General features: G+C 66.5%; 13 protein-coding genes and 1 tRNA gene. 6 read left to right on the top strand and 8 right to left on the bottom strand.

Annotation, left to right across the window (positions count from 1 at the left end; genetic code table 11):
• Positions 1–173: 173 nt before the first annotated feature.
• From FOA17_RS09465 to cysQ, 3 genes are read right to left on the bottom strand one after another with little or no spacing between them, the layout of a single operon-like run.
• Entirely contained in the window at positions 174–1,394 is a 1,221-nt protein-coding gene (locus tag FOA17_RS09465) for a glycosyltransferase family 2 protein (protein WP_162528215.1), read from the bottom strand.
• The gene (locus FOA17_RS09460; protein WP_149141220.1) at positions 1,391–2,185 is read right to left on the bottom strand and encodes a 3-deoxy-manno-octulosonate cytidylyltransferase; all 795 of its coding nucleotides are present in this window, start codon (positions 2,183–2,185) and stop codon (positions 1,391–1,393) included. Before FOA17_RS09460 ends, FOA17_RS09465 begins: the two co-directional genes overlap by 4 nt.
• Entirely contained in the window at positions 2,182–2,976 is a 795-nt protein-coding gene (gene cysQ / locus FOA17_RS09455) for a 3'(2'),5'-bisphosphate nucleotidase CysQ (protein WP_149141219.1), read from the bottom strand. The genes FOA17_RS09460 and cysQ overlap by 4 nt, the downstream gene beginning before the upstream one ends.
• A 145-nt stretch (positions 2,977–3,121) precedes the next feature.
• On the opposite strand from cysQ, the gene FOA17_RS09450 reads away from it, so the two are divergent.
• The 4 genes from FOA17_RS09450 (at position 3,122) to dnaJ (ending at position 7,910) form a co-directional block, all read left to right on the top strand.
• Positions 3,122–3,943, top strand: a complete 822-nt coding sequence (locus FOA17_RS09450) for an ABC transporter permease (protein ID WP_149141218.1) — start codon at positions 3,122–3,124, stop codon at positions 3,941–3,943.
• A complete protein-coding gene (locus FOA17_RS09445) occupies positions 3,940–4,581 on the top strand; it encodes an SH3 domain-containing protein (protein WP_149141217.1) in 642 nt (213 codons plus the stop codon). The genes FOA17_RS09450 and FOA17_RS09445 overlap by 4 nt, the downstream gene beginning before the upstream one ends.
• 198 nt (positions 4,582–4,779) lie before the next feature.
• Positions 4,780–6,687 carry a molecular chaperone DnaK gene (gene dnaK / locus FOA17_RS09440; protein WP_149141216.1) on the top strand — a complete coding sequence of 636 codons (1,908 nt, stop codon included), beginning with the start codon at positions 4,780–4,782 and terminating at the stop codon, positions 6,685–6,687.
• Between the two features lie 65 nt (positions 6,688–6,752).
• A complete protein-coding gene (gene dnaJ / locus FOA17_RS09435) occupies positions 6,753–7,910 on the top strand; it encodes a molecular chaperone DnaJ (RefSeq protein WP_149141215.1) in 1,158 nt (385 codons plus the stop codon).
• Positions 7,911–7,934: 24 nt separating this feature from the next.
• On the opposite strand, the gene FOA17_RS09430 is transcribed toward dnaJ, so the two are convergent.
• From FOA17_RS09430 to dapF, 3 genes are read right to left on the bottom strand one after another with little or no spacing between them, the layout of a single operon-like run.
• Entirely contained in the window at positions 7,935–9,815 is a 1,881-nt protein-coding gene (locus FOA17_RS09430) for a heavy metal translocating P-type ATPase (RefSeq protein ID WP_149141214.1), read from the bottom strand.
• Positions 9,816–9,840: 25 nt separating this feature from the next.
• Positions 9,841–11,094 (bottom strand): tRNA (N(6)-L-threonylcarbamoyladenosine(37)-C(2))-methylthiotransferase MtaB, encoded by a 1,254-nt coding sequence (gene mtaB / locus FOA17_RS09425; protein WP_149141213.1) that lies wholly within the window; start codon positions 11,092–11,094, stop codon positions 9,841–9,843.
• Positions 11,091–11,927 (bottom strand): diaminopimelate epimerase, encoded by an 837-nt coding sequence (dapF, locus tag FOA17_RS09420; RefSeq protein WP_149141212.1) that lies wholly within the window; start codon positions 11,925–11,927, stop codon positions 11,091–11,093. Before dapF ends, mtaB begins: the two co-directional genes overlap by 4 nt.
• A gap of 109 nt (positions 11,928–12,036) precedes the next feature.
• On the opposite strand from dapF, the gene FOA17_RS09415 reads away from it, so the two are divergent.
• Positions 12,037–12,112: transfer RNA gene (locus FOA17_RS09415), tRNA-Lys, on the top strand.
• 57 nt (positions 12,113–12,169) lie between these two features.
• Here FOA17_RS09415 and FOA17_RS09410 read toward each other — a convergent pair.
• Positions 12,170–13,780: an FMN-binding glutamate synthase family protein gene (locus FOA17_RS09410; RefSeq protein WP_149141211.1), complete on the bottom strand. Its 1,611-nt coding sequence runs from the start codon at positions 13,778–13,780 to the stop codon at positions 12,170–12,172.
• A 240-nt stretch (positions 13,781–14,020) separates the two neighbouring features.
• On the opposite strand from FOA17_RS09410, the gene FOA17_RS09405 reads away from it, so the two are divergent.
• Positions 14,021–14,347, top strand: a complete 327-nt coding sequence (locus FOA17_RS09405; RefSeq protein ID WP_149141210.1) for a DUF3775 domain-containing protein — start codon at positions 14,021–14,023, stop codon at positions 14,345–14,347.
• 18 nt (positions 14,348–14,365) lie between these two features.
• Here FOA17_RS09405 and hemN read toward each other — a convergent pair whose 3' ends face one another.
• On the bottom strand, positions 14,366–15,721 hold the full coding sequence (hemN, locus tag FOA17_RS09400) for an oxygen-independent coproporphyrinogen III oxidase (protein ID WP_149141209.1): 1,356 nt from the start codon (positions 15,719–15,721) through the stop codon (positions 14,366–14,368).
• Positions 15,722–15,781 lie beyond the last annotated feature (60 nt).

The raw sequence follows: 15,781 nt of genomic DNA, 5'->3' as shown, positions 1-15,781 counted from the left end.
GTTATATCGCGTGTTTTCATCACCTGCCCGGCGATTGCGGGGCAGAATAGGGGAATTTCGATGTCCATGCAGCGAAAATCCGAATCGGGGGATGCGGTTCCCGTGCCGCGTGGGCTTTCTGCACCTTCTGGCGAAGCGCCCCTGCCGCTGCAAGGGCAGGTCAGGCCGCCCCGTCAGCCTTGGCGAAGATTTGCCCAATGCGCGGCTTCGCGCGCGACCCGCGCCCCGAACCGCCAGAGCCGGAAGGCCGGGTCGTCGCGCCGCGACTGGCCGAACAACCCGCCCCATTGTTCCCAATAGCCGTCGGGGTGAAATCCCGCGCGATGGCGCAGGCCGGTGGGCGACAGGCGGATGACGGTCGCCACCGCCCCGGCCTCGGCCGCCGCGCGCGCCTCGGCCGCAAGGCGCCGGCGCTGCCAGAGCCGCCCTGCGATGATGCGCGCCGGGCGTGGGCCGGTGCCGGGCAGCGGCGCAAGATCGAGGTCGGGCGCAGGTCGCGCGGGCAGGGGGGGCAGGGCCCGCCGTGCACCCTCGGCAATGCCGCGTTCCAGCGTCAGCAGCAGCCGCTCCACCTCGCGCGGCTCGATCCGGCCTTCGACCATCAGCCGCAGCGCGCGGCGGCGCTGATCGGCGCGCAGCAGTTCCAGCCCCTCGGCCCATTGCCGTTCGGGCGCGTGGCGGCGCAGGAACACCATGGAGGAGGCGCCGATTTCATGGAGGCTCAGCGGCACCCGATCGGCGCGGCGGCGGTCGCTGGCAGCAAAGCCATGATGCACCTGCGCCGCGGGGATCACCGCCGTCAGCCCAAGCCCGGCCAGCCGCAGGTTCAGATCGGCCTCATCCAGATAAAAGCGATAGGCAGGGTCAAAGCCGCCCGCCGCCCGCAGCGTCGCGGCGCGAAAGGCGCAGTTGGTGCCCTGCGTCTTGATCGCCCGCCCGGCGCGGCTGGCCAGCAGCGCGGGTTCGGCCAGATCCAGCGGGTGATCGCGGCCCAGCTGATCGACCTCGGCCGCCTGCCATTGAAAGGAAATGCCGTTACGCCCGCGCACAAAGCCGGTCGCGGCGATCACCTGACGGTCGGCAAAGGGCGCGGCCAGCCGGCGCGCCCAGCCCGGTTCGGCGGCGGCGTCATCGTCGATGAAGGCGACCACCGCCCCCGCCGCCTGATCCAGCCCCAGATTGCGCGCAACCGAGATATTGCCGCCGGGATTGGCGATGACCCGGCTGACCGGCGGCAGCGCCGCGCCGACCTGCGCGCAGGCGGCGGGGTCGGCCACCAGGATCAGCTCCATCGCCGGGTGGTCCTGCTGATGCAGGGCGACCAGACAGCGGCGCAGGTCGTCCGGCCGCTGCCAGCTTGCCACGATCACGCTGATCGTGGGCAGATCGGTCACGCGCCGGCCATCTCGGCCATCATGGCCTCGATCCTCGGCACGTCCTCGGGGTTGTTCAGCTCCCAGAACTGGCGGCCCCGGGCCTCCACCTCCACGCAGAGGACGTTGCGCCCCTGTTCCAGAAAGCGCAACTGCTCCAGCCCTTCCAGCGTTTCCAGGGGGCCCACCGGCCAGGACGGATAGGCCCGCAGCGCGCGCGGCCGATAGGCATAGACACCGACATGATGAAACACCGGCGTCGGCGCGTCATCGGCATAGGTCTTGCCGGTATAGGGGATCACTTCCTTGGAGAAATAGAGCGCCCGCCCGCCAGTGCCAAAGACGGCGGTCGTGCCGCCCACGCGCCCGGCGCGACGGTCGGCCAGAAAGCTGCTGACCGCGCGGCCATCGCAGCGCAGGACGGGCGTCGCGATATCGGCCTGACCATCGGCGCGGAGGCCCGCGATCAGATCCTCCACGAACCAGGCGGGGGTCAGGGGGGCGTCGCCTTGCAGGTTCACCACCATCTCGAAGCCCGGCAGTTTCGCCGCCACCTCGGCGCAGCGCTCGGTGCCGTTCTGGCAGGCAGAGGAGGTCATCACCACCTCGGCGCCAAAGCCTTCGGCATGGGCCTTGATGCGGTCGTCATCGGTGGCGACCACCACCCGGTCGGCGCCCTTGACCGCGCGCGCCGCCTCCCAGCTGCGCTGGATCAGCGTCTTGGCGCCATCGGGGCCGTTCAGCACCACCAGCGGCTTGCCGGGATAGCGCGTCGAGGCATAGCGGGCCGGAATGGCGATCAGCACGCTCATTTCTTCAGCTCCACCCCGGGGGCATAGGCGATGAAGAACGGATTGTCCCAGCCCGATTTGCCATAGGCCAGCGGGGTGTGGTCGTCAAAGCGCACGATCTGGCCACCCGCGCCGCGCAGCACCGCGTCGCCCGCCGCCGTATCCCATTCCATCGTGCGGCCAAGGCGGGGGTAAAGATCGGCCTCGCCCGTGGCCACCAGACAGAACTTGAGCGACGACCCGGCCGAGCGCATGTCCTTCACATTGTATTTGCCGATATAGTCATCCGTCGCCGCGTCGCGATGCGATTTGGAGGCCACGACCATCAGCGCGCCATTGTCGGGCAGCGACACCCCGATGCGCCGCCGTGTGCCGGGCGATTGCTTGTCCAGCGCGCCGGTCTCCTCCACCGCATCGCCATTGGCCTCGGTATAGAACAGCCGGCCCTGCGCCGGCGCATAGACAACGCCCCGCAGCGGCACGCCATCCTCGACATAGGCGATGTTCACGGTGAAATCGCCGCGCCGCTGCACGAATTCCTTGGTGCCGTCCAGCGGATCGACGATCAGGAACGTGCGGGCCGACAGCGCGTGGCTGGCGGCCTGTTCCTCGGTGATCAGCGGCACATCGGGGAATTCGGCCTGCAACCCGGCCGAGATCAGCGCATCGGCGGCCTCGTCAGCCTCGGTCACGGGGCTGGCATCGCCCTTGGCCTTCACCTCGAATTCGGGGCTGTTGTAAACCTCCATGATCCGGTCGCCGGCCTCAAGCGCAAGGCGGCGGATGACGGGGACAAGGCGGTTGAAATCCATCTGAAGGCTCCGGTTCTGGCGGCAAATCCGGGCGCGGGGCCAGCGGAGTTGCGAAAATTTCCAATGCTCCTTATCATCGCTTGCTAAGGGAACAGCAAGATTTCCCGCGCAGAATACCCCGAGGCGGCCGTATGAGGTCAGGCAGATGTTTCAGGTAGAGCAGCCGCGTTCGTCGCTCGGCTCCGCATTCGGCATGATGGAGCTGATCTTCCATGCCGCGGTGCGCCATGTCCGCAAGAGCCATGGCAATGCCGTCATGGGGCTGCTGCTGAACATCGTGCAGACGGTGCTGCTGATCCTGGTCTTCTACACGATGATGAACATCATGGGCGGGCGCGGCAATGCGATCCGCGGCAATTTCGTGCTTTATGTCATGTCGGGCGTCTTCATGTTCATGACCCATACCAAGGCCATCGGCGCGGTATCGGGGTCAGACGGGCCGACCTCGCCCATGATGCTGCATCGGCCGATGAACACGATCGTCGCCATCGCCTCATCGGCGCTCAGCGCCTTGTATTTGCAGGTTCTTTCAGCCGCGGTTGTGCTGTTCGTCTATCACGTCGCCTTCACGCCCATCACCATTCACCAGCCGGTCGGCGCCATGGGGATGCTGATCCTGTCCTGGGCCTCGGGCGTGGGGATCGGCATGATCTTTCTGGCGGCAAAGCCCTGGTCGCCCGATTTCTTCGGCATCGTCGTGCAGGTCTACATGCGCGCCAACATGATCGCCTCGGGCAAGATGTTCGTGACCAATGCGATGCCGCACCGCATTCGGCAATGGTTCGACTGGAACCCGCTGTTCCACACGATCGACCAGGGGCGGGGCTATATCTTTCTAAACTATCACCCGCATTACACCGAACTGGCCTATCCGCTGAAGGTGACCATCGCCTGTGTCATGCTGGGCCTGATGGGCGAATATTTCACCCGCAAGCACATTTCCGCAAGCTGGAGCGCCAAGCGATGATCCGTGCCCTTCTGACGATCCTGATGCTGTCGGCGCTGCCCGCCCAGGCGCAAACAGCGCCCGAGACGCTGCCCGCGCTCTACCGTGTCAGCGGGGTTGCGGCCGATGACGTGCTGAACCTGCGCGCCGCGCCCGATGCCGGGGCGGCGCAGCAGGGCAGCCTGCCGCCCGATGCGACCGGGGTCGAGGTGGTGGCCCTGTCGCAGGACGGCAAATGGGCCCGCGTCAACCTGGGCGAGGGCGCGGGCTGGGTCGCGCGGCGCTTCCTCACGCGCGAGGCCGGGCCGGACTGGCTGAGCCTCGATCGCCCCATGACCTGCTTTGGCACCGAACCCTTCTGGTCGCTGGCCTATGACCCGGCGCGCCGCAACATGATGCTGGCCCAGATGGGCGATGAAAACGGGCCGCTGGGCCTGTGGATCGACTGGCACCTGACCAGCGCCAGCCGCCCCGGGCAGATCGGCTGGAAGATCGACGGCCCCGCCCGCAGCGGCTTTGCCACCCTGACGGCCGAGGCCTGCGGCGACGGGATGAGCGACCGCGCCTACGGGATTTCGGTCAGTTTCTTCCTCAACCCCGCGCAGGAAAGCGGGGCCGCGCCGCTGGCCCTTGCGGGCTGTTGCTCGCTGGCGAACTAGCCCGGCGGAACGCCGCGCATTTTCGCGGTTTTGGCCGGAGATTCCTCGCACCTGCCCGCTTGCAGCCCTGAAAGCCCCTGCCTATATACGCCGGGAAGCCGGTGGGGCAGGCCGCCCCGCCGCTCCACTGGGATCGGGGACGGAAGCCTTGTCAGGGTCCGCCCCCATAACATCGCCGAAAGAATGAGGTAGCATATCATGGCCAAAGTCATCGGGATCGACCTCGGGACCACCAACTCCTGCGTCGCCATCATGGACGGGTCGCAGCCGCGCGTCATCGAGAACTCCGAAGGGGCCCGCACCACCCCCTCCATCGTGGGCTTCACCGAAAACGAACGTCTGGTCGGACAGGCCGCCAAACGGCAGGCCGTCACCAACCCCACCAATACCGTCTTTGCGGTCAAGCGCCTGATCGGCCGCCGCGTCACCGATGCCGAGGTGGAAAAGGACCGCAAGCTGGTGCCCTATTCCATCGTGAACGGCGGCAATGGCGACGCCTGGGTCGAAGTGCGCGGCGAGAAATATTCGCCGGCGCAGGTTTCGGCCATGATCCTGCAAAAGATGAAGGAAACCGCTGAATCCTACCTGGGCGAGACCGTCACCCAGGCCGTGATCACGGTGCCCGCCTATTTCAACGACGCCCAGCGTCAGGCCACCAAGGATGCCGGCAAGATCGCCGGGCTCGAGGTGCTGCGCATCATCAACGAACCCACGGCCGCCGCGCTGGCCTACGGGCTCGACAAGAAAGACACCAAGACCATCGCCGTCTATGACCTTGGCGGCGGCACCTTCGACATCACCATCCTGGAAATCGACGATGGCCTGTTCGAGGTGAAATCGACCAATGGCGACACCTTCCTGGGTGGCGAAGATTTCGACATGCGCATCGTCAACTACCTGGCTGACGAGTTCAAGAAAGAGCATGGCGTGGATCTGACGCAGGACAAGATGGCCCTGCAACGCCTGAAGGAAGCCGCCGAAAAGGCCAAGATCGAGCTGTCCTCCTCCAGCCAGACCGAGATCAACCAGCCGTTCATCTCGATGGACCGCAACTCGGGCACGCCGCTGCACATGGTCATGAAACTGACCCGCGCCAAGCTGGAAAGCCTGGTGGATGACCTGATCAAGAAGTCGATGAAGCCCTGCCAGGCCGCGCTCAAGGATGCGGGCCTGTCCACCAGCGACATTGACGAGGTGGTTCTGGTCGGCGGCATGACCCGCATGCCGAAGGTCATCGAGGAAGTGACCAAGTTCTTCGGCAAGGAACCGCACAAGGGCGTGAACCCCGATGAGGTCGTGGCGCTTGGCGCGGCGATCCAGGCCGGCGTGCTGCAAGGCGACGTGAAGGATGTGGTCCTGCTCGACGTGACGCCGCTGTCGCTGGGCATCGAGACGCTGGGCGGCGTGTTCACCCGGCTGATCGACCGCAACACCACGATCCCGACCAAGAAAAGCCAGGTCTTCTCCACCGCCGAGGACAACCAGAACGCCGTGACGATCCGGGTGTTCCAGGGCGAACGCGAGATGGCGGCCGACAACAAGCTGCTGGGCCAGTTCAATCTGGAAGACATCCCGCCGGCCCCGCGCGGCATGCCGCAGATCGAGGTGACCTTCGACATCGACGCCAACGGCATCGTGTCGGTGTCCGCCAAGGACAAGGGCACCGGCAAATCGCAGAACATCACGATCCAGGCTTCGGGCGGTCTGTCCGATGACGAGATCGACAAGATGGTCCGCGACGCCGAGGCCAATGCCGAGGCCGACAAAAAGCGCAAGGATCTGGTCGAGGCCAAGAACCAGGGCGAAAGCCTGCTGCATTCGACCAAGAAATCGCTGGCCGAACACAGCGACAAGGTGGACCCCTCCACCGTCGAGGCGATCGAACTGGCCATGGGCGCGCTGGAGGAAACCCTCAAGTCCGAAGACGCGGGCAAGATCAAGGGTGGCATCCAGAACCTGACCGAGGCCGCGATGAAGCTGGGCGAGGCGATCTACAAGGCGCAGGCGGCCGAGGCCGATGGCGCTGACGAAGATGGCCCCCGCGCGGCGGATGACGACATCGTCGATGCCGATTTCGAAGATCTCGGCGAAGACAAGCGGAAGTAAGACCGCGCGACACGGCAGGGGGGCGGTCCGGCAACGGGCCGCCCTTCGCCGATAGGGGATGATCCATGGCGAAACGTGACTATTACGAGGTGCTGGGCGTCGCGCGCGGGGCCTCGGCCGATGAGCTGAAAAAGGCTTACCGCGCAAAGGCCAAGGAGCTGCACCCCGACCGCAATTCCGACAACCCGGATGCCGAGGCGCAGTTCAAGGAAGTGAACGAAGCCTATGACGTGCTGAAGGATGCCGACAAGAAGGCGGCCTATGATCGGTTCGGTCATGCGGCCTTTGAAGGCGGCATGGGCGGGGGCGGCGGGCCGCGCGGCGGATTCCAGGGCGGCGGGGCGGATTTCGCCAGCGCCTTTTCCGACGTGTTCGAAGACCTGTTCGGCGATTTCATGGGCGGTCGCGGCGGGCCAGGGGGCGCGCGCAGCCGGGCGCAGCGCGGATCCGACCTGCGCTACAACCTGCGCGTCTCGCTGGAGGAGGCCTATCAGGGCGTCCAGAAAACCATCAACGTGCCAGCCTCGGTCGCCTGCGATGCCTGCCACGGCACCGGCGCCGAGGGGGGCGCCGAACCCGTCACCTGTCCGACCTGTTCGGGCATGGGCAAGGTGCGGGCGCAGCAGGGCTTTTTCACGGTCGAACGCACCTGCCCCACCTGCAACGGCATGGGGCAGATGGTCAAGAACCCCTGCAAGGTCTGCGGCGGCGCCGGGCGCACCGAGAAGGACCGCGCGCTGTCGGTCAACATCCCCGCCGGGGTGGAGATGGGCACCCGCATCCGCCTGGCCGGCGAGGGCGAGGCGGGGCTGCGCGGCGGCCCGACGGGGGATCTGTATATCTTCATCGAGGTGAAGGAACACCCGATCTTCCAGCGCGACGGCGTGCATCTGTTCTTCCGCGTGCCGGTGCCGATGGCGACCGCCGCCATGGGCGGCGAGGTCGAGGTGCCGACGATCGACGGCGGACGTTCGCGCGTCAAGGTGCCGCCGGGCAGCCAGACGGGCAAGCAGATGCGGCTGCGCAGCAAGGGAATGCCCGCCCTGCGCGGCGGCGGCGTGGGCGATCTGTTGATCGAACTGGTGGTGGAAACCCCGGTCAACCTGACCGCCCGCCAGAAAGAGCTTTTGCGCGAATTCGAAAAGCTGAGCGAGGAGAACAACCCCGAAGCGTCGAGTTTCTTCAAGAAAGTCAAAAGCTTCTGGGATGGGATGAAGAACTGATCAGGGCGCCTTCGGGCGCCCTTTTCACACCTTGCGGATCGGGTCGGCCAACAGGCGCAGTCCGTTCAGCACCACCAGAACCGTGCCGCCTTCGTGCCCCAGCACCGCCAACGGCAGCGGCAGTTCAAAGAACAGGCCCCCCATCACCAGCAGCACCATGGCACCAAGCGCGAAGGCCAGGTTCTGCCGGATCACCCGCGCGGTGCGCTTCGCCAGCCGCTGCGCGGCGGCCAGTTGGCCCATCTCGTCCGACAGCAGCGCCACATCGGCGGCCTGAAGCGCGACCTCGCTGCCGGCGGCGCCCATGGCGATGCCGACATCGGCACGCGCCAGTGCGGCGGCATCATTGACCCCGTCACCGACATAGGCCACGCGCCCGCTTTCGGCCAGCTTGCCCACCAGCCGGACCTTGTCTTCGGGCAGCAGGTCGGCATGGATTTCGGGTGCAGACAGGCCCAGTTCGGCACCGATGCGCAGGGCGACCGGCCGGCGGTCGCCGGTCATCAGTGCGATCTCGGTCCCCGCGGCCTTGAGCCCCGCCAGTGCCGCGCGCGAACTGTCGCGCGGGCGGTCGGCCACGGTGGTGCCGCCCAGAAGCTGCGCCCCGCGCCCCAGCCAGATCAGCGTTTCGGCACCGTCGCTGACCCCGTCCAGATGCGGCAGGGTGGCGCCCATGCGCGCAGCCATCCGGGCATTGCCGGCCCAGATCGCCCCGTCATCATCGCGGCCGGTGATGCCCTCGCTTGGGTGGGCCTGCACGTCGGTGACGGGGGCAGGGGTCAGCCCCTCGGCCGCCAGCCGGCGGCGGATCGCATCGGCGATCGGATGTTCCGACTGCGCCTCCAGCCCGCCGATCAGCCGCAGAAAACGGGTCGGATCGGCGGCATGGATGCCTGTCACCTCGGCCCGGCCCGTGGTCAGCGTGCCGGTCTTGTCAAAGGCAAAGGCGCGCACGGCCGCCAGATTTTCCAACGCGGCACCGCCCTTGAACAGCACCCCGCCCCGCGCCGCCGCCGACAGCGCCGACAGGATCGCGGCCGGGACCGAGATCACCACCGCGCAGGGGCTGGCCGCGACAAGCAGCGTCGCGGCGCGGTAAAGCGCGATGTCATGCCCCGCCCCAAGCGCCAGAAACGCCAGATAGGCCAGGCCGGACCCCAGCAGCACCAGCACCGTATAGCGCTGGCCGAACCAGTCGGAAAACCGCTCTGACGGGGCCTTCGCGGCCTGCGCTTCGGTCACAAGCTGCACCATCCGCGCCACGGTGCTTTCGGCCACGGCGCGCGTGATGCGCACCTCCAGCACGGCATTGAGGTTCACCGTCGCCTCGAACACCTTGTCGCCCGGCCCCTTGTGAACGGGCATGGATTCGCCGGTAAGGGTGGAAAGGTCCATAGAGGCCTCGCCGCCGACAATCACCCCGTCGCTCGGCACGCGGCCGCCGGGGCGGATCACCACGATGTCACCGGGCACGAGCCTGTCGGAGGCGACCTCGGTCACACCCTCGGCGGTTTTCAGAAAGGCGCTGTCGGGGCGCAGCGCCATCAGCGCCTCGACAGCGCGACGCGCGCGCCCCATGGCGCGATGTTCCAGCGTCTCGGATATGGCAAAGAGCGTGAGCAGCACCGCGCCTTCCAGCGCGGCCCCGACCACCAGCGCCGCCAGCGCGGCCAGTGCCATCAGCAGGTCGATATCGAGCCGCCGGTGATGCCAAAGCTCCCGCAGGGCCGAAGCCAGCGTCGGCACACCCGCCGCCAGATAAACCGCCGCCAGCCCGACCGGCCCCCAAATGCCGGGCAGGGCAAAGGCGTCCAGCGTGGCCAGCGCCATACCGACAAGCGTGATGCCGGTCAGCAGCGCCTCCAGGCGGTTGTCGTCACTATGCTGGCTGTGGTCATGACCCATGGCGCGCTCCGGTTTTCACGGCAGCCTAGGCGGTCAGCCGGCCATCCGCAAACCCGGTAATGCGCGCCGTGACGATCTGCCCTTCGGGTTGGGCCTGGCTAAAGCTGACCTCGGTGAATTGTTCGGTCCGGCCAAGACGCGGCCCCTCCAGCAAGATGCGGTGAGTCTGGCCGATGGCGCCCGCCAGATGTCGCGCAAGTGCGGCCTCTCCCGCCGCGCGCAGACGGGCGGCGCGGTCGCGGATCGCCGGGCCTTTCACCTGCGGCATGCGGGCGGCGGGCGTGCCCTTGCGCGGGCTGAACGGAAAGACATGCAGGAAGGTCAGGCCGCAATCGTCGATCAGTTTCAGGCTGTTGGCGAACATCTCCTCGGTTTCGGTCGGGAAACCGGCGATGATGTCGGCGCCAAAGACGATCTCGGGGCGCAGGCGCCGCGCCTCCTCGCAAAAGCGGATCGCGTCGTCGCGCAGGTGGCGGCGCTTCATCCGTTTCAGGATCATGTCATCGCCGGCCTGAAGCGACAGATGCAGATGCGGCATCAGGCGCGGCTCGGTCGCGATGGCCTGCATCAGCGCTTCATCCGCCTCGATACTGTCGATCGAACTGATGCGCAGGCGTGGCAGGTCCGGCACCAGGCGCAGGATGCGCATCACCAGATCGCCCAGGCGCGGCGCGGCGGGCAGGTCGGCGCCCCAGCTGGTCAGGTCCACCCCGGTCAGCACCACCTCGTTGAAGCCCTTGTCCACCAGGCGCCGGATTTGCTCGACCACGACCCCGGCCGGGACCGACCGCGAATTGCCCCGACCAAACGGGATGATGCAAAAGGTGCAGCGGTGATCACAGCCGTTCTGCACCTGCACATAGGCCCTGTGACGGCCGAACCCGTCGATCAGATGGCCGGCGGTTTCACGCACCGACATGATGTCATCGACCTGCACCTTTTCGGTCGTGCCGATCAGGTCGGGCACCCGCAGCCCGGCCCAGGTCTCTGCCTGCATCTTTTCGCTGTTGCCGACCACGCGCGTCACCTCGGGCATGGCGGCAAAGGTCGCGGGCTCGGTCTGCGCGGCGCAGCCGGTGACGATCACCGGCGCGCCGGGGTTTTCACGGGCCAGACGGCGGATTTCCTGCTTGGCCTTGCGCACGGCCTCGGCGGTGACGGCGCAGGTATTCACCACCACGGCGTTTTCCACGCCGGCAGCGGCGGCCAGTTCCTTCATCGCCTCGGTCTCATAGGCGTTCAGGCGGCAGCCGAGGGTGGAAAAGACCGGCGCGCTCACAGCAGTCCGTCCAGAAAGGCGGGGGGCAGCACGCCGTCAAAGCTGCGCGCGACCGGGCCGGCCATCCAGACCCCGTCGTCGCGCCAGTCGATTTCCAACACGCCACCATCGAGGTCAAGCGTGACATGCCGCCCCGTCAGCCCGCGCAGATGCGCCGCCACCGCCGTCGCACAGGCGCCAGATCCGCAGGCCAGCGTGATGCCGGCGCCGCGTTCCCAGACCCGCATGCGCAGGCGGTCGGGGGCGGTCAGGCTTGCGAATTCGACATTGGTGCGCTGCGGGAACAGCGGGTCGGTTTCAAAACGACGCCCCTCGGCGGGCAGGTCCACCGCCTCGGCATCGGCGACGAAGAAAACGCAATGCGGGTTGCCCATGCCAATGGCGACCGGATCGCCCGGCAGCGGCAGATGGAGCGTGTCGGCGGCATGCGCCAGCGGCACCTCAGCCCAGTCGCGCTGCGGCGCGCCCATGTTGACGCTGACCCGGCCATCGGCCAGGCGGAGCGCATGGAGCCGCCCGCGTTGTGTCACGAAGCTGACCGCGTCGCGGCCGGTCTGCTGCATCATGTAATCGCTGACGCAGCGCGAGGCATTGCCGCAGGCCCCGGCGCGGCTGCCATCGCTGTTCCAGAAATCCAGAGCGAAATCAGCGACATCCGAATCGCGAATCTCGGCCAGCTGATCAAAGCCGACGCCGCGATTGCGGTCGCCCACGGCCCGTGCAAGCGCAGGGGTCGTCACCGCCCCGCGCCCGCGCGAGTCGATCACCACGAAATCATTGCCTGCGCCGTGCATCTTCATGAACGGCAGGCCCCGGGGAAATGCCTGTGTCATGCGGGCCTTCTACCCCCATTTCAGGTTATTTGCCAGACGGACGCATTTTTGTGATTTTTCGCTCTTGACCCCCTGCGGCCAACCCCTTAGTTAGCCGCTCACAGACGGCGGGCCCGTAGCTCAGTTGGTAGAGCAACTGACTTTTAATCAGTGGGTCACAGGTTCGAATCCTGTCGGGCTCACCACTGTTTTCAAAGGCTTGGGTAGCAATACCCAAGCCTTTTGAATTTCCGGCCCCCCCCTCAGATTCCGCCGTCATGCGGCTCGAACTGCTCGGCACGGGCGCGGCGCCAGCGCTTGAGATAGCCAAAGCGATCGTCATCCTCGCGCAGCAGAAACCCCTCGGGCATGTAGGGATACACCTCGTCGCCGGTGACCATGTCGCGGTCCTTTTCGCGCATCAGCAGGTGATGCGGCAGAAAGCCCGACGGATGCAGCAGCCCCGCCGCCCCGGACATGTCGCCCAGAGCCTTGAGCGTGTTCTTGTGGAAATTATAGACCCGCTCGGCCTTGTCGGGCACAACCAGCGCCTTTTGCCGGGCCGGATCCTGCGTGGCGACCCCGGTGGGGCAGTGGTTGGTGTGACAGCTTTGCGCCTGGATGCAGCCGACCGCGAACATGAAGCCGCGCGCCGAATTCGCCCAGTCGGCGCCTAGCGCCAGTGCCTTGGCGATGTCGAAGGCGTGAATCAGCTTGCCCGAGGCGCCCAGCCTGATCCGGTCGCGCAATCCCGCGCCGCGCAGCGTGTTGTGGGCGAAGGTCAGCCCCTCGACCAGCGGCATGCCCATATGGTTGGCAAATTCCATCGGGGCGGCGCCGGTGCCGCCCTCCTTGCCGTCGATCACGATGAAGTCGGGCGTGATGCCGGTTTCCAGCATCGCCTTGACGATACACATGAATTCGCGCCGATGCCCGATGCAGAGCTTGAACCCCGCCGGTTTGCCGCCCGACAGTTCGCGCATCCTGGCGATGAATTCCATCATCTCGATCGGCGTGGAAAAGGCCGAATGCGAAGCGGGCGAGACGCAATCCACCCCCATGGGCACGCCCCGCGCCTCAGAGATCTCGGGCGTGATCTTGGCGCCGGGCAGCACGCCGCCCTGACCGGGCTTGGCACCCTGCGACAGTTTCAGCTCGACCATCTTGACCTGCGGATCGGCGGCGGTTTCGGCAAAGCGGCCGGCATCGAAACTGCCATCTTTTGCACGCGCGCCGAAATAGCCCGAACCCAGTTCCCAGATCAGATCGCCGCCGCCCTGGCGGTGATAGCGGCTGATGCCGCCCTCGCCGGTGTCATGGGCAAAGCCGCCCTTCCTGGCGCCGCTGTTCAGCGCCAGGATCGCATTGGCCGAGAGCGCGCCAAAGCTCATGGCGGAAATGTTGTAGATCGAGGCGTCATAGGGCTGCTTGCAATCGGGGCCGCCGATGGTCACGCGGAAATCGTTGCTGTCGATCTTTCGCGGGCGGATCGAATGCGTAAGCCATTGATATCCGCTGTCATAAACCCGCTTGCGGGTGCCGAAGGGGCGCTTGTCCTCCACGTTCTTGGCGCGCTGATAGACGATTTCGCGCTGTTCGCGCGAAAAAGGCACCTCATCCTCGTCGCCCTCGATCAGATATTGCCGGATCTCGGGGCGGATATCCTCGAACCAGTAGCGGAAATGGCCGATGATCGGATAGTTGCGCAGCACGGCGTGGCGGGTCTGGGTCACATCACGCAGCCCCAGCAGCACCAGCCCCGCGCAGAGCAGCGCGATCCACCAGGCCGCCGGGAACCAGATCAGCAGCAAGAGCGACAGGAACAGGCCGATCACGCTGCCCGCAAACGTCGCCAGTCGAAGATATTGAGACATTCAGCCCTTCCTCCGGCATGTGTCTGTCCGTCAGGCCTGACAGCAAAAGCTGAACCTTTCGTGAACAGGTAAAGACCGCGGCGGCCCGGCATGGTGTGCCGCCCTGCTTAATTTATGGGCGGCCTCTTCCGGCCCGGTCAACCCCCGATCCATCCGGCGCGGGGCGTGACCGAATCCGGGGCATCTTGGCCCTTGTCTCGCGCGCGGCGAAAGCGCACCATCGCCGGCAGGAGGCCCCAAATGCTTGAAATCAGTCCTGCCAAGGTCGTGCACATCATCTACCAGTCGCGTGAGGGCAATATGGGCGAGCGCGAGCTGCACGCCTTCATTCAGGGCCTGAACGAGGATGAACAGGCGCATCTGGTTGCACTGGCCTGGGTGGGGCGTGGCGTCTATGAAGCGGGCGATTTCGCGGATGCGGTGGAAACCGCCTTCAACGAACGCGCGGCGCCGACCGATCAATATCTGATGGGCATGCCGCATCTGGCCGAAAACCTGGAGGCCGGGCTGGAGGCCATGGGCTTTGACGTGGCCGAGGTCGAGGACGATTTTCTGCGCGACCACTGAACGCGGTCGCGCAGGGGGTCAGATCGCGGCCGAATGCTTGGCCTTGCTCTGGTCATAGGCGTCGAAGGCGCGTGCGATCATGCGCGTCAGCGGCCGCCCCGCCGGCGGGATCGACAGGCCCTGCGCATCCAGCCGGACCATGTCGCCGAACTGGGCCTGCGCGGCGGCGAACATCGCCTGAACCTGCGCCTCGGTCGCGCCGTATTGCGCCAGAAGTTCCGCCCGTTCCACCCGGAAATCGCACATCAGCGCCTCGATGATGCGGCCGCGCAGGCGGTCATCTGGGGTGAAGACATGGCCGCGATGCGTGGTGAACCGGCCCGCGCGCACCGATTTGGTGTAATCCGAGGTGCCGGAGGCATTCTGCGCATAGCCTTGCGGAAAGCGCGAGATCGACGAGGCGCCGAGCCCGACCAGAACCTGTGCGGTATCGTCGGTATAGCCCTGGAAATTGCGCCGCAGCCGGCCATCGCGCGCGGCCACCGCCAGCCCGTCATCGGGACGTGCGAAATGGTCGATGCCGATCGCCTCATAGCCGTCCCAGCCGAACAACTGCGCGGCGGTCTCGAACAGGCGCAGGCGCTCCTGCGGGGTGGGGATCGCGTCCGAGGGGATCAGCTGCTGGCGCCGGCTCATCCATGGCACATGGGCATAGCCGTAAAGCGCCACGCGGTCGGGCGACAGGCTGAGCAGCTTTTGCACCGAATCCGCGATGCGGCTCTGGGTCTGGAAGGGCAGGCCATAGAGGATGTCGGCATTCAGGCTTTTGACCCCGCGGTCGCGGATCATCAGCGCGACATCGCGGGTCAGTTCATAGGGCTGGATCCGGCCGATGGTTTTCTGGATTTCGGGGTCGAAGTCCTGCACCCCGATCGAGGCGCGGTTCATCCCCGCCGCCGCCAGCGCATCCAGCCGCGCGGCATCGACCTCGTCCGGGTCGATCTCGACCGAGAATTCGGCGCCTTCACCCATCGGCACGATGTCAAAGATCGTGCCGGCCAGATCGCGGATCAGCCCGGGCTGCAACAGCGTGGGCGTGCCGCCGCCCCAATGCAGCCGGCTGAGCCGCACCCCCGGCGCCAGATGCCGCCTGAGCAGCGCCAGTTCGGCTTTCAGCGTCTCCACATAGGCGATGACCGGATCGTCGGTCGCGGTGCCCTGCGTGCGGCAGGCGCAGAACCAGCACAACCTGCGGCAAAACGGCACATGGAGATAGAGCGAGATCTCCGCCCCCGGCGGGATCGCCTCGATCCAGGTGGTAAATAGTGCTGACGACACGGCATCGCCGAAATGCGGCGCCGTGGGGTAGCTCGTATAGCGGGGCACCCGGGCGTCGAACAAACCGAGCCGGGCGAGTTGCGATTCCTGTTCCATGGGGATAAATTCGCCGGAACGCCGCGAAACAGCATTGATGTAAATCAAGTCAGGAAACGG

Source organism: Gemmobacter caeruleus (assembly GCF_008271655.1).
Taxonomy (GTDB): Bacteria; Pseudomonadota; Alphaproteobacteria; order Rhodobacterales; family Rhodobacteraceae; genus Gemmobacter; species Gemmobacter caeruleus.
This window is presented reverse-complemented; position numbering and strand designations above follow the sequence as displayed.

What these genes read in the sequence shown, in the direction of transcription:
- dnaJ (WP_149141215.1), top strand. Translation starts at nt 6,753, where the DNA reads ATGGCGAAACGTGACTATTACGAGGTGCTGGGCGTCGCGCGCGGGGCC.
- dnaK (WP_149141216.1), top strand. Translation starts at nt 4,780, where the DNA reads ATGGCCAAAGTCATCGGGATCGACCTCGGGACCACCAACTCCTGCGTC.
- cysQ (WP_149141219.1), bottom strand. Translation starts at nt 2,976, where the DNA reads ATGGATTTCAACCGCCTTGTCCCCGTCATCCGCCGCCTTGCGCTTGAG.
- FOA17_RS09430 (WP_149141214.1), bottom strand. Translation starts at nt 9,815, where the DNA reads ATGGGTCATGACCACAGCCAGCATAGTGACGACAACCGCCTGGAGGCG.
- dapF (WP_149141212.1), bottom strand. Translation starts at nt 11,927, where the DNA reads ATGACACAGGCATTTCCCCGGGGCCTGCCGTTCATGAAGATGCACGGC.
- FOA17_RS09445 (WP_149141217.1), top strand. Translation starts at nt 3,940, where the DNA reads ATGATCCGTGCCCTTCTGACGATCCTGATGCTGTCGGCGCTGCCCGCC.
- FOA17_RS09450 (WP_149141218.1), top strand. Translation starts at nt 3,122, where the DNA reads ATGTTTCAGGTAGAGCAGCCGCGTTCGTCGCTCGGCTCCGCATTCGGC.
- FOA17_RS09405 (WP_149141210.1), top strand. Translation starts at nt 14,021, where the DNA reads ATGCTTGAAATCAGTCCTGCCAAGGTCGTGCACATCATCTACCAGTCG.
- FOA17_RS09460 (WP_149141220.1), bottom strand. Translation starts at nt 2,185, where the DNA reads ATGAGCGTGCTGATCGCCATTCCGGCCCGCTATGCCTCGACGCGCTAT.
- FOA17_RS09410 (WP_149141211.1), bottom strand. Translation starts at nt 13,780, where the DNA reads ATGTCTCAATATCTTCGACTGGCGACGTTTGCGGGCAGCGTGATCGGC.
- hemN (WP_149141209.1), bottom strand. Translation starts at nt 15,721, where the DNA reads ATGGAACAGGAATCGCAACTCGCCCGGCTCGGTTTGTTCGACGCCCGG.